General features: G+C 38.6%; 11 protein-coding genes and 1 pseudogene. 3 read left to right on the top strand and 9 right to left on the bottom strand.

Annotated elements, in window-relative coordinates; all coding sequences use genetic code 11:
* The 4 genes and pseudogenes from MRT15_RS05680 to MRT15_RS05665 all read right to left on the bottom strand — a co-directional run.
* A pseudogene (locus MRT15_RS05680) lies at positions 1-291 on the bottom strand (APC family permease); the annotation flags it as partial.
* 94 nt (positions 292-385) lie between these two features.
* On the bottom strand, positions 386-1,801 hold the full coding sequence (locus MRT15_RS05675; protein ID WP_304328737.1) for a trimethylamine methyltransferase family protein: 1,416 nt from the start codon (positions 1,799-1,801) through the stop codon (positions 386-388).
* Positions 1,802-1,859: 58 nt separating this feature from the next.
* Positions 1,860-3,737 carry an AAA family ATPase gene (locus tag MRT15_RS05670; RefSeq protein ID WP_304328735.1) on the bottom strand — a complete coding sequence of 626 codons (1,878 nt, stop codon included), beginning with the start codon at positions 3,735-3,737 and terminating at the stop codon, positions 1,860-1,862.
* 15 nt (positions 3,738-3,752) lie between these two features.
* Positions 3,753-4,319 (bottom strand): DUF2284 domain-containing protein, encoded by a 567-nt coding sequence (locus tag MRT15_RS05665; protein WP_304328733.1) that lies wholly within the window; start codon positions 4,317-4,319, stop codon positions 3,753-3,755.
* 289 nt (positions 4,320-4,608) lie between these two features.
* Between MRT15_RS05665 and MRT15_RS05660 the strand changes: the two genes are divergently transcribed.
* Positions 4,609-5,547 carry a metallophosphoesterase gene (locus MRT15_RS05660; RefSeq protein ID WP_304328731.1) on the top strand — a complete coding sequence of 313 codons (939 nt, stop codon included), beginning with the start codon at positions 4,609-4,611 and terminating at the stop codon, positions 5,545-5,547.
* A 328-nt stretch (positions 5,548-5,875) separates the two neighbouring features.
* On the opposite strand, the gene MRT15_RS05655 is transcribed toward MRT15_RS05660, so the two are convergent.
* Positions 5,876-7,072, bottom strand: a complete 1,197-nt coding sequence (locus MRT15_RS05655; RefSeq protein WP_304328729.1) for a saccharopine dehydrogenase family protein — start codon at positions 7,070-7,072, stop codon at positions 5,876-5,878.
* A gap of 535 nt (positions 7,073-7,607) precedes the next feature.
* On the opposite strand from MRT15_RS05655, the gene MRT15_RS05650 reads away from it, so the two are divergent.
* The gene (locus MRT15_RS05650) at positions 7,608-8,414 is read left to right on the top strand and encodes a hypothetical protein (RefSeq protein WP_304328727.1); all 807 of its coding nucleotides are present in this window, start codon (positions 7,608-7,610) and stop codon (positions 8,412-8,414) included.
* Positions 8,415-8,927: 513 nt separating this feature from the next.
* Here the strand turns inward: MRT15_RS05650 and MRT15_RS05645 are convergent.
* Positions 8,928-10,376: a trimethylamine methyltransferase family protein gene (locus MRT15_RS05645; RefSeq protein WP_304328726.1), complete on the bottom strand. Its 1,449-nt coding sequence runs from the start codon at positions 10,374-10,376 to the stop codon at positions 8,928-8,930.
* Positions 10,377-10,378: 2 nt separating this feature from the next.
* Positions 10,379-11,038, bottom strand: coding sequence for a B12-binding domain-containing protein (locus MRT15_RS05640; protein ID WP_304328724.1), 660 nt, complete (start codon positions 11,036-11,038; stop codon positions 10,379-10,381).
* A gap of 224 nt (positions 11,039-11,262) precedes the next feature.
* Between MRT15_RS05640 and MRT15_RS05635 the strand changes: the two genes are divergently transcribed.
* Positions 11,263-12,492 carry a saccharopine dehydrogenase family protein gene (locus tag MRT15_RS05635; RefSeq protein ID WP_304328722.1) on the top strand — a complete coding sequence of 410 codons (1,230 nt, stop codon included), beginning with the start codon at positions 11,263-11,265 and terminating at the stop codon, positions 12,490-12,492.
* Positions 12,493-12,614: 122 nt separating this feature from the next.
* On the opposite strand, the gene MRT15_RS05630 is transcribed toward MRT15_RS05635, so the two are convergent.
* Together MRT15_RS05630 and MRT15_RS05625 are read right to left on the bottom strand one after the other, a co-directional pair.
* Complete coding sequence (locus MRT15_RS05630; protein WP_304328720.1) at positions 12,615-12,767, bottom strand: hypothetical protein; 153 nt, start codon at positions 12,765-12,767, stop codon at positions 12,615-12,617.
* Positions 12,768-12,953: 186 nt separating this feature from the next.
* Positions 12,954-13,807 (bottom strand): hypothetical protein (locus MRT15_RS05625; RefSeq protein ID WP_304328718.1); only part of this gene is annotated, 854 nt, incomplete at its 5' end.

The raw sequence follows: 13,807 nt of genomic DNA, 5'->3' as shown, positions 1-13,807 counted from the left end.
AGCAAACCCTACACCAGGATGTATAATTCGTGAAGTGAATACATAGTCCCCCCCACTCCTCGGCATGGTTGTAGCCATGAAAGCCCAGCACAAGCCAGCGCCAACAAGAAATATACTACTTATTAATAGTGCAATATACCAGTCTCCAAGCGGCGCACACCACAACCCCCATGTAGCCAGGTAATAGACTCCCATTGTTGGGCCGCCCCACATAACGAAAAGCGATAGTACATCGAAAAGACTAGCCTCCCTAACAAGACCAGTTGCCTTCCTTAAGAATACTTCTCCCATCTTATCGCCTCAAATAATAATTGTCATAAATTTTACTTATAAGCTTTTTTATTGAATAGGGAAAAAAGTGAGCGTTAACAGCCACATGAAATGTTTATATTAATTCCTGTTTACATTGTTGAAGAATACGTTCAATCTCTCTTCTAACATCCCCTTCTAGCGGGGTTGGAGTATGCATGCGTAGGATTTCTTTAACCTTCTCCTTTGCAACTTTAACAATATTATCCGTGGAGGGTAAGATTACAGGTTCCCTCCTAAGCCACAACTCCTCTCTGAAATGTTTGAGAGTATGCTTTTCTGCGAGGAATGTTCTCCCCGGACCCACCCTACTTATAACATCAAATCCTAAAGTATCTTCATCAACTTTAAATGTGCGAAGGTAAGCTTTAGCATGAGCCCATGCTTCAGCATCTAAAATCACCTGCTCTAAAGCAGAGCTTTTTGCGTCTTCAACGTTTCCAAGCCCTGCACTTATATCCTGCCTGCCGAGATGCATGAGGGCAATTGATATTGAACCTTTAATGAGCATCCCCCAATCCTTCGGAGTTTCATTAAGCCAACATGCACCTGCATACACGGGAAGCCCGTAAAATCTCCCCAATTGAGTTATGCCAGCTGTGAGTAGGGGGTACTCAGGCGCTTTGTAGTTGATTTCTGCTGTCCTCATGTCCGCTGAAGAAGCCTCCCCACCATATATCATAGGGGCTCCGAGATTAGCGCACTCAAGAATAACGAGAGCAGCTAAATTTTCAACATTAAGGATAGTTAAAGTTCCAGCAATAGTAGCTGGAGCAGTGCTACCACAGAGAGGCATAGAATAGGGGATTACTGGAATTCCAGCTTTAGCAAGCTCAATCATTGCTTCCGATGACCCCTTCTCAAATACAAATGGAGTAACTGGACAATTAACAGAAGAGAATATAGGTCTCTTCCTTAATTTCTCCTCGCCCCCCACAATGGCCGATGCCAATTTAATCTGCCATCTAGCTTGCCTCTCATTTAAAGCCATGTACTGCACATGTTTACTTGTACATTCAAATGATATGGCTAAACCATAAACCGTTTGTAGAGCTGGCGGGAGATCCGTTGGAGCAACAATGGGCCAGAAGAAATCAACTTGATCAAGGAAATCACTTAACACTGCAAAATCCCTTAAATCCTTCATTCTAGAAGCCCGTCTCTCACCAGTCTCTATGTCTCTTACAAAACTTGTATAGCCACCCGTAGCAACGAAGGGGATATCTTTAGATGGAAGTTTAATGTCAAATTTAGGGTCTCTTCCACAAAGAACTATTTCCTTAGGCGCCCTTCTCAAAGCTTCTTTAACCAACATTTCTGGAATCTTCACAATCGAGTGTTTTGAATCCACCTCCGCCCCCCATTCAGCAAGTAACGCCTGCACTTTACCACTTAAGATTTTAACTCCAACTTCCTGCAATATCTTCAGGCTTATTTCATGAATACGTTCAAGCTCATCATGAGTTAATAATGTAAAATATCCTCCTGCCATATTCCCCACACTATAAATCATTCTACCCATTTAAATATTAAAATATTTTGATTACATGTTATCTAAGAATGTTCATAACGTGATTGGGGAGTTCGCTGAAATCTTCTATGAAAATGTAATTACCTCTACCTATTCTAGCGAGATCTTTGCAGAGATCTATACTATTTTGTAGGCCTCCACCAATTCCAACTTGTATGACATGGAGTTTTGGGAAGTAGACGGCTACATTTCTGGGATCTCCACCAGCCGTAACCCATCCATCCGTTATGATTATTCCCATACGATCCCCAATATGTTCTCTCGTCCATATCAATTCCAGTTCTTCAACCCCTCTCTTCAAGGCTTCCTCAATGTTTGTTAATCCGCCTGTCTTTAAGTTTAAAATCTTCATAATGAGCTCTTCTATATCTGGAGGTGGCTCAATTATGGATTTAAGCGTTTCAGCTTTATCCTTAAACACTATGATGGAATAGTAATCATTTTCCAACTTATAGGCTAATGTTGCCACAGCTATGGCGGCAGTTATGATCATCATCCCCCTCATAGAATTGCTTATATCCAACATAAGTGAAACCGCCATTTTCTTTGGATATTTATGAATTGCAATTATGTCTTCATATTCTAGTGTTCGTTTACCCATGATTTGTTCTATGGTTAAATCCAAATCAAACTCCTCCACCCCAGGCATATATGGGCCTATCCTCCTGTAGTGACTTCTAGTCCCCTTCTCCCCTATGCTTGCAGCAATCAATGCCACTATCTTGCTTATGGCTCTCTCAATGATATTCTTTTCCGCTTCTGGTACATCCTCATCTAACATGGAATAGGCTTCTAGTAATGACCATAAACTACTACCTTCACCTATTTTCGGTATCTGCAATTGGCTTCTATCGCTAGATGTACTATTTTGAGAAGCGAATATATTCATCACATGCTTATAAATACTCTCCTCATGATTCTGCTTAATATAGCCTTTGCCAGTTATGGTAGTGGAGATTTCACCAGCTTTCTCGGCACCATTTCCCTTCCCTTGTCCTTCTACAAATTTGGTTGACTGCTCTTTTAGCATTTCTTGCAACGATGTCAACACAATCTCCTTTATAATTTCCTCCTTACTCTTCTGAGCCTTCACATGAGTCTCAATCTTTGTGTGAAGAGCCATTATTGCTGCGTCAATATATGCTGAAACTAGAAGTGTTGATCGGTTGGAGTGATGTTGGAGTAGATCGACGAAGTCTATGGCTCCGCGAATGGATGATCCACGCTTTATATCTGGATGTTCCCTTGTCTTTCTAACAATTTTCACTCCAAGTTTAACTAACTCCACATCTTTACATCCCGTTTCCTTAACAACTATGGCCTCTTCTTCAGCAGCTGATTGATAATTTAGCCCTATACGAACGAAGCGGTCTTTAAGGGCTTCACTCAACCTACTTGTCCCCACGAACTCTTCAGGATTCTGTGTAGCTACTATAACGAAACCCGGCTTAGCCTCTATTACCCCTATTTTTGGAATAACAATCTTCCTCTCATCCATAGCTGGTAATAGGACGTTCTGTGTACCCTCAGGCATTCTATTTAATTCATTTATGAAAAGTATGCCTCCACTCAGCATACTCTGCGTTAATGGGCCTGGTATAAATGCCTCTTGCGTATACCCCTTCACTAAGACTAAAGGTGGATCAAACCATCCCACAAGTTTATGTTCTGTGTACCTTTCATCTCCATCAACTCTAAAAATTGGTCTACCAAGAAATTTTGCAACAGCTAAAGCTATTGTGGTTTTTCCAACACCAACTGGACCCTCAAGCAAAACATGTTTACCTCTCTTTAATGCAACTAAAACTTCACTTAACTCCCTTTCACGACCAATAATGTTGAATTGCCTCTTTATTGCCTCTACATCCTTCCTAACATCTTCTTGTATCCAATCCATTGGCTTTCCCTCCCATTAATTTATCAGTAGCATTGTAACTATGCTCGGCCTCCCTATAGATTTATCGATAGGAAAGTTTAAACTTATTTTAGCATTTTCGAGGGTTTTAATAAGATTTACGCCTACAGATTCGGGGGAGAAGCGAAGCATTTCTGGGTGAATACAAGGCTTGGTGACATCACATTTTGGGCATATGTTACAATTTCCAGGTATCATACCTAAAGCAAATGTAAACCCCTTATTAAATGCATATTTCTCAAGTTTTAAAATTGCCTCATGCGCTCTCCGTCTATCTTCTTCCCAAACCTTATAGAAATTTTCCAAATCATTCAATTCAGCCAAAGATTGGAATACGACTATCATTGCATATTCGTATTCTTTTAGGATGTAACGGAATTCCTCAATTGAAGGCACGTAAGGGGGGCATGACCAATTCCTTCCATACTCACTACATCCATATTTACACTTTAGCACAACTCTATTTTCAACAACCACATCATTTGTGGATATTATCTTTGCATCTACCGCTCCCAAATCTATTGCAAACTTCCTTAAATCTTCAAACAACAGCTTATCCATCATACCTACATCTATGAAAAGGTTTCCTATATAATTTCCCATTAATGAATACACATTCACATCAAATAAATTTATAGGAGTCTTCCCATAAATCTAAGCATTAAACTTTTAAGAAAACAATCCAACAACTAACTACCTACTTTCTCATAATTAAAAGACCTTTTCCGCTTAAAGTCATAACTGATCTAAAACTGGCAAATAACTTTAACATATCAAATGTAAACTAAGAGCTAAATGGGGAAAAAGATATATAGTCATAGGGGTTAGAGAAGTATTGTAAGGGGTATTGGAAATGACGAGGATAATTTTCGCAACAGATGTCCATGGATCCGAACTAACCTTCAGGAAGCTGATCAGTGCAGCTAAAATGCATAAAGCAAATGTTGTAATCTTGGGCGGTGATATGACTGGGAAAATAATAGTGCCAATAATTAAGCAGCCAGATGGCAAATATACTGCCAAATTTCTAGGGAACATCGTCAAAATCGATGATGAGAAGGAATTGGAGCAGTTAGAGAATAACATTAGATTGACGGGATACTATCCGTATCGCACTACACTTGAAGAATACCAGGAAATTAGTAAAGACTCATCTAAACAGTATAATTTGTTCACAGATTTAATGATAGAACAAATTTTGAGATGGGATAAACTAGCAGAACAACACCTTAAACCGCTTGGAATAAAATTCTACGTATGCCCTGGTAATGATGATAGAATTGAAGTGGATGAAGCTATTGACAGTAAATGCAGCTTTTTAATCAATACCGAAGGGAAAATTATTTGGATAGATGATTTCCATGAAATGATATCAACTGGCTGGTCAAATATAACTCCATTCGGCAGCCCAAAGGAAATGCCTGAAGATGAATTATTAAGGAAAATAGAAAATATGATCAGTAAATTAAAGAATGTGGAAAATAGCATTTTCAATTTGCATTGCCCACCAATCGATACCACCCTCGATAAAGCCCCAAAATTAGATAAGGATTTAAGACCATCACTTAGAGAAACAATATCGGCAGGCTCTGTAGCTGTTAGAAAAGTTATTGAAAAGTATCAGCCACTACTCGGATTGCATGGTCACATCCATGAATCAAGAGGGATTGAAAAGATTGGAAGAACCTTATGCATTAATCCAGGCAGTGAATATACGGAAGGGATATTGAGAGCAGTGATTATTGATCTAAGTGAAAATAAAGTTAAAAGTTACCTATTCATATCAGGCTAAAACTGCCGCCTACCCGCATATTCTACAACATTACTTTTTATTTTTGGAACAACCTAGACGTATAAGAAAATATTTAGGTTAGCGTTATAAGTGTTCATGACAATTTAAGTTCAGCTTAATACTATGAGACCTTAAGCTAGACTGAGCTTCTATTAAGCGACTACTTCAATTACCGCGCTAAGAACATGTAAGTCTCATTCAAACATAGAGTATTGTAAGCTCAATAAGCGTTGTAATACATTAACAAATCAACTAAAGATTTCTACAAGTCATACACATGATATAAGACTTCATTATTCCAGATCTTCCTTAAGCTGATTTTTAAGATTTACATTAATGTTTCCATTTTGATGTAAATTTTAATACCCTTCTCTACCAGTTTAGCTAGAATGGGTTCTGGATTCAAACATTCTGGTGGCATAACCCCCCTAGCCTTTATCTCCCCATTTAACAACATCTTAGCTACTATAGCGGGGGGTGTTCCAACAAGAATGGATTCAGGTTGCGACCCAGGCAATATCTTTTCCGACTCATTAAGATTCATTGGACAACTTAAAGTGTAGCTGACCTTTTTACTTGCCTTCACACCCTTAACAATAACTACTGCACAAGAATATATGTCCTCAACCAATCCAGCTTTAATTTTTTCAGGCAACTCTGATGGTGGCAGAATGAGTGATATTAGAACATCTAATGGAAATACGTTAACACCCTTAATATTTACTGGCTTCTTGCTCCCGAATATTTGACTTAAAACTTTGAATATTTCAATTTTATGAGAGTAGTATTTGAATTCGACATACCGAACGTTTGGAATAAATTTAGGCAACGTCCAGACCTCTTCATGATCATGCAAGTAACCTTCACAAGGACCTCTAGGATCATCTGGGAATGTGTAAACATCCCTTCCACTAAATGGTGGAAGCTCCTTAAACTTTCCATTATCATAGATTAAGGCTGGCTCCATGAGTCCACTCAGTGCGGCAAGTGGAGACCATGCCAAGAGAAACTCCTTCTCGCTTATCACATCTAAACAGCTTTTAACATGTATTTCCTCTACGCTGTCGAGGCGATCTGCAGCATACCTAGCACACATATTTGTGATGCCTGGGGTTTTTCCTAAATCAAAAATCGCTGTTAACCCAGCATCCCTCCATTTATCGCTAAGCTTTAACATAATCTCCTCCTCTTCGCGATAAGCGACACCTGGATCTATGTAGTGCGCTCCACTTTTTAGCGCTGCATCCATCACATTTAAAACGGGACTACGTTTCCCGATCCATGTTGCAACCATATTTATCACAATATCAACCCCTCTCATGACCTCTAATATCTCATCAGGCTTCCAAACGTCTACCTTAACTGTACGCAACTTATCACTCCTCAATCTATCTTTCAATTTCTCAGCTCTTTCTAAACAGATATCAGCACAAATAACCTCAGATATTTGAGGATCACGTACAAGCCACGTAACGGTGACGGATCCTTGGGCACCAGCTCCTCCCAATACAAGGATTCTTGACATTTCAATCTCAACTATAATTTTAAGATTAACGCCTAATAATTTTTTTTGTTTTCTAGGAGACGAAGTTTCATAACTCTATCTCCGGATTCTTCAAGTTATATTTTAGAGTTCGGTAGAGCATTCCAGAGAGTTTATGGCTTATTTCCTATATATCATCCTCACATATTCCAGCTACCACCTCTTCTCCGCCATACTTCTTATCAACATTCTATAAGACGGTACACATGATTTTCCTCTGAAAACATCAAACTATCCTACTTTACCTCTCTCCCTTCACATATCATATGAATAATTAATGAATTCATATCCTCTAATAAGGCTGAAAATTTCTCGAAATTTTCCAGACAATCGAAGTCATGTATATAATTGCAAGCATTAAAGTGCCATTAGAATAACTAGCTTAATAAATATTGAGGAAAGCCTACCATAAAGTCACATGTGCAAAACAATTCAAATATATAATTATCTGATAACAAAAAGATGGGAAAACTTTAAAAATAAACTGAGCACTCTATGTATATATTGTGATAACATAATGTCGACTAAATTTAGACTGCCTACAGAAATCCCTATAGAGGAATACCCTAAACCCCAGATTTTTATCGATGAAGCCATTCGGCTTGTTCAAGAAGCAGCGAATAGAGGGATAATTTTAAGGGTCATGGGTGGCTTAGGAATATATCTTCAATGCATCGATTACAAGGATTTTTTCGAGAAAGTTAAGAGGCTTGGTGAAAGAGTATTTACGGATATAGATCTAGCTACTCTCAGTAAATATTCTGCAGTGCTACTCAATTTCTTTACGGAGATGGGGTATCATTATGATCCTAGAATCTTATATTTACATCCTTCAAGGCTCATTTTCTTCGGAGGCAAAGTTCCTATGGTAGACGTATTTCTAGATAAGCTTGAAATGTGTCACACGTTGGATTTGCGGAATAGGCTTGAAATCGATAAATTAACCCTATCACCCTCAGATCTGCTTCTAGAAAAACTTCAAATAGTTAAGATCAATGAGAAGGATGTAAAAGATGTAATATCCCTTTTAAGATGTCGAGATGTAGGGGATTCTGACAATTTAATAAACGCTAAATACATTGCAAGTTTACTTGCAAAGGATTGGGGCTTCTACTACACCGTAACTTCCAATTTAATTAAGATCAAAGATCAGTTTATCCCCTCATACGATTTTCTCACCGAAGATGAAAAACGTATTATCTTGGAGAGGATTAATAAACTTTTAACTACCATAGAGGAAACCCCGAAAACCACTCAATGGAAATTACGCGCCAAAATAGGGACTAAAAAGAAGTGGTATAGAGAGGTTGAGGAAATATTATAGGGGGAGATGTTTAAAAATAACGGGAAATTCTCGCAATGAATATTCCTAATTCTAAACTTTATGGTTGATTGAAGTTAATTATCTAAATGCTAAAAAGCAGATACAATTATTTTCGGAGGTTAATGGGAAAAATTCTATGCCAATTGCCAAAGGAAATAACTACTGTTTTGCAAGTATATCTTGAAAAAGTTTGTAATAAAATTTTACGTTTATCACAATAATTATGACGATATTGAGACAAACGATCAGCGGATAATATTTGTAATTTACTTTGTTAACACAGAAAGAACGTTCTACAAATGAATTCTACAGAACATTATTAAGAAGCTGACCAAGTATAGTATCATCTAGAAAATTGCATGTAAATTAAATTATCTGGGAGAATGCGAGGAAAGTTAAAAGCTAGACAACATAAAATATTGTTAGAAATTAGAAAGATTGTTTCAAGAAATATAATCTGGAAAAAATAAAAATTAATAAAAAATTATGTTTTGTTTTTATAGCGACGTAGAGTTAATGGGGAATCTTCTCTTCTCCCTCTTTAATTATCCTTTCAAGTTCGCGTTTTACATCCATGTCTAAGGGCGCTGGTTTATGTGTTGCTAAAATCTCCTTAACCTTCTCCCTCGCAACTTCAACAACAGATTTACCTCCCGCCTTCTTCCAAGTTAGAAATGGCCTTGGATCAGTTATTAGAGGCATCCAAACATCCTTTGCGTGTATAAGAGTGTGTTTTTCCGCCATAAAATGCCCTTCAGGCCCAACTTTATAGATTGTGTCGAGAGCTAAAGTATCTTCATTTACCTCTATGCCTTCAGCTAGCTTCACCATCATCCTATACATTTCATAGTCTATTAAAAGCTGTTCAAAGCTTAAAACTGTGTAATTCTCCAGCAACCCAATTGTTCCACAAATATCTCCCCCCGCCAACATTGACATTAAGCCACATAATGCTTTCTCATATGCTGCTTGCTCATCTGGAACTTTAGATGAGCCTATGGTTCCGCCAGCAAAATTAGGTACACCATAATATCTAGCCATTTGAATATGTCCTGCTATCACTAAATCGGCCTCCGGGAAGGATACTGCAAATGCTCCTGTTTTAACCTCCATGGATAATGGGTATGAGCTATAAATTACTGGAGCTCCAGGATACTTCATTTGAATTACTGTATTTATAGCTAAGAACTGGGCATTCCCTATTAGCACCGATCCAGCTGGAGTTATAGGTCCTGTGGCTCCGACTAGCGGCATGGTCATTAAAACCACTGGAATACCATGTTTGCTAAACTCTAAGGCTGCGTCAGTTTCTCCTAGTGGCAATATGAGGGGTGACATCATACAAGTTACGGCGGAAATTATAGGTCTCTTCCTTAATTGTTCTACACTTCCGGCAACGGCTGCCGCCATTTTAATCAAATAAATAGCTTCTTCTCGGAGATATGTTGCTCCACTAACGAAGTGCTTCTCAGTATTATTTACTGCAGCATCATATTCATGTAAAACGTGAGCATGTTTCGGGAAATCTAGAGGCGTCACAGTTGGATAGTAGAGGTCGGCATCCTTTAAGGCATCGATAATTAGGGCACTTTTAGCTACATCATCTTTAGTTGAAGATCTCCTTTCCCCAGTTTCCAAATCTATCGTGTATAAGCCTGTTCCATCGGTAATGCAGCAAATATGTTTACCATCTAACCTTACATCGTACTTCGGGTTCCTGGCACAAAGTTTTACAATTTTTGGCGTTTTCTCAAGAGCTTCCTCGACCAAATATGGTGGAATCCAAGCCATCTTCTTCTCCTTATCAACCTTCGCCCCCGATTTTTCCAGTATCTCTAAAGCTTCTTTACTATGCACCTTCACTCCCATTTTCTCCAGAAGCTCAAGTGAGAGCATGTGAATATATTCCTTGGCATCCTCACTTAACACTTCCAATGGTTTTATTTTCCTTAAGTGTACCAAGTTTATAACCCCCTCCTCCTTTGCTGAACAAGATTCTTTATCACTTCAACGGCGGTGGTCGCATCTGGTGCATATGCAGCCCCTATTTCCTCAGCCCATTCAGGTGAGACTGCAGCTCCTCCAACTATGTATTTCACATTTAAACCCGTTCTTTTAATAGCCTCAGCAATCTCCTTTTGAACAAGCATAGTAGTAGTTAAGAGAGCTGAAGCCCCGATTACATCAGCATCGACCTCCTTAGCTTTTTCAATGAATTTTTCAGCTGGAACATCAACCCCTAAATCGTAAACTTCAAAGCCAGCAGCTGTTAGTAAAGCAGCAACGATGTTTTTACCTATATCATGAATATCTCCAGCAACTGTGCCGAGAACTACTTTACCAGACACCTTTATCTCAGCCCTCCTCTTCAAAATCTCCGGCTTCAAAACTTCCATTGCTGCTTTCATAGCTTCAGCAGCAGCTATTAATTCTACTATGAAGGCTTCACCCCTCTCATAGAGGGTCCCCACTTCTCGTAGCCCCTTAGCCAAACCTTTCTCAATGATTTCAATAGGATCTAAACCCATCTTCAAAGCCTTTTTAGCAGCTTCAACGGCAGCTTCTTTATCATAATTCTTTATGGAATTCTCCAACTCTAAAAAGATAGCTTCTTTCCCAGACATGCTAACACCTTAGCATTCAATATATATACCTATTCTTTTTATAAAACTTTCCTTCCTCTAACGGTTTGACTTATGCGTAAACCTAGAAGCATACTCATATGACAATAAAAATAGGAAGGAAAATCATTCACACTTAATATGCGCAACCTTTGCTTTTCCCAGCTTGCTTCTGCAACCATAATTTTTTAAGTTAATTCTTGTAAAATCTTATTTGGAGGATTTAATTGGGTTTTAAGGTTTTAATAGTTGGATGTGGAGCTCAGGGGAAGGTTATTTCCACATATGCGGCCAGGTCAACTGAAGTAGATGAAGTAAGGCTCAGCGACATAAATTTGGAAGAATGTAAAAGACATGCAGACTGGTTGAAGAATGATAAAGTGAGTGTACATCGTGTTGATGCAAGTAAAACTGACGAGGTATCATCTCTTGCAAGAGGGGTGGATGTGGTGGTAAATGCAGTTCTACCAAGATTTAATCTGAACATAATGGATGCAGCCTTAAAAGCTGGTGCAAATTACATAGACTTAGCTTTCGGGGAACCATATGAAAATCTCGAAAAAGAGTTGGAGCGAAACAGAAAATTCAAAGATGCAGGGCTAACTGCTGTAACAGGTTTTGGATGCGCTCCAGGGATCACGAACATACTAGCGGCATACGCTGTGGATAAACTGGATCATGTAAACGATATAGTAATCAGATTAGCCTCCATGGTTAAAGTTAAGGAGCAATTTATGAAATGGATTCCAACATGGTCTCCAGAATTGTTAGTAGCTGACTGTGTAGGAGAACCAGTAATATTTCAAGATGGAGAATTTAGGAAGGCTCCACCATTCAGTGGAGAGGAAACATATACATTTCCCGATCCCACCATAGGAACACAAACACTTTATTACCACCTGCATGAAGAACCATTTACGCTAGGTCGTTTCATAGGTAAAGGCTTAAAGAATGTATATGTTAAGAAGGGAGGTCCGGAAATAACGTTGATTAAGACATTATGGGAGCAAGGGCTTCTCAGCGATAAGCCTATAAATGTGAAAAATGTAAAAGTCACTCCAAGAGATGTTTATCTCGCGTTAGCTCCACGCCCTATAACAATGGATGAACTTCGACAAAAAGTAGAAGCTGGCATAATCGCAGATATGTACTTTGCAATTCTCGTCGAAGTAGTTGGAGAAAAGGAGGGTAAGAGTGAACATTACATATTATGGTCGGTGAGTCCTAAAATTCGTGATATTATAAAAACAATGCCTGTTGCCAATACAGTATCCTATCTAACTGGCACCATTTGTTGGTTAATGACTAAGCAACTGGGTAAAGGAGAAATAAAAACTAAAGGCGTCATAACCCCCGAACTGTTAGAACCAGCCGCCAGGCATAAATTCTTAGAAGACTTAGCTCTACAAGATCCGCCGATAATTGTATATGAAAGAGTGGAAAGACGCATAAACTAACCCCATTAGCATTATCGGTAAAACCTTACAAACATCAAAGCGTGTTTGTAAATGAATCCCCCTCGATCCTAAATTCTCCCCGAACCGCAGCCATGCATACATCATCGAAGAAGACTATGCAATTATTTATCCTCAATATTATGCTTAAAATATGGAAAATCCCTCCAATATGCGCTTTTAATGTTAAGCTTCCTCAACCCCCTCAATACTTTTAAGTCTCCTAACAAGTTTATAACCCTCCTTACATTTCCTACGCTCAAGGGAACTCTAACCAACTCATCAATAATTCTGAAATTAAAAATTTTCAAATATATCAAGGAATGTAAATAAATATGAATTGATGATCCTTAATGGTTTAATATCATCTCCTCTAACCCCATAAACACTTCACAAATAAACTAAGTGGGTAAAAGGTTAGAATAGAATTTAAGGTTAAATGAAAGGGTTTTATATGTGGATGCTTACCATTCAAATAGTTCGACGTTGGCTCTTGGAACTATGACTCTTCTACCGTCTTGTAGCTCTATTTCAACAACTCTTACTGGAGATTCTGTTTCAACTAGTTGTAGTTCGATTGGTAGGTTTACTACTTTAGCTAGTTCTCCAAAATATGGGGCTCTGATAACTCTAACTTTAGTTCCAGGTTGCATGCCTCCAACGTAAATTTCGGATTCTAATGGTAGTGATAGGGGGTCAACGTCATCTCTTGGAATGACTATTTCAGGTCTAATTACGCCAGCTCTAATCTGAGTTGCACCATCGAAACATGCAAGTTTACCCTCATTAGCCTTAAATAGGTTGAATGTTCTTGAAGCCATTGGAATTCTACCAAACCCTTCAGTTATGATTAGAGTCATGGATATATCTTCTCTACCAGTAATTGCAACTCCAATCTCGTATCCGAGGAAGTCTCTTATATCCTTGAAGTCTACTCCACCCACAACTATTCCAGCAGCTCCAACTTCCATAGCCCTTTTGAGAACCTCAGCTGATGCATACGATCCACCAACAACAAGTTTACCCTTCCATTTGAGTGAAATCATATCCACAGTTAATTCATCCTTTGGAGAATCAACGGCTACAAGTATTTCACCATGCCTCTCGCCTCCAATGCCAAATATCCCCTCAATGAATGTGGATGCACAATCTATCACCACACCCTCATTTGGAATAATTTCCGTTACTATCCCAGGTATGTATGCATCAAGCTCCACTGGTATTGGAGGCTCCCTAACAATTATTTGCCCAGTAACTTCAGATATATGCTCAATGTAACCATCAACTGGCGATTTAACTTCAGACTTCAATAATCCAA

It is taken from the genome of Candidatus Culexarchaeum yellowstonense (assembly GCF_024707025.1).
GTDB lineage: Archaea > Thermoproteota > Methanomethylicia > Culexarchaeales > Culexarchaeaceae > Culexarchaeum.
The sequence above is the reverse complement of the archived record's forward strand: the minus strand, read 5'-3'. Positions and strand labels throughout refer to the sequence as shown.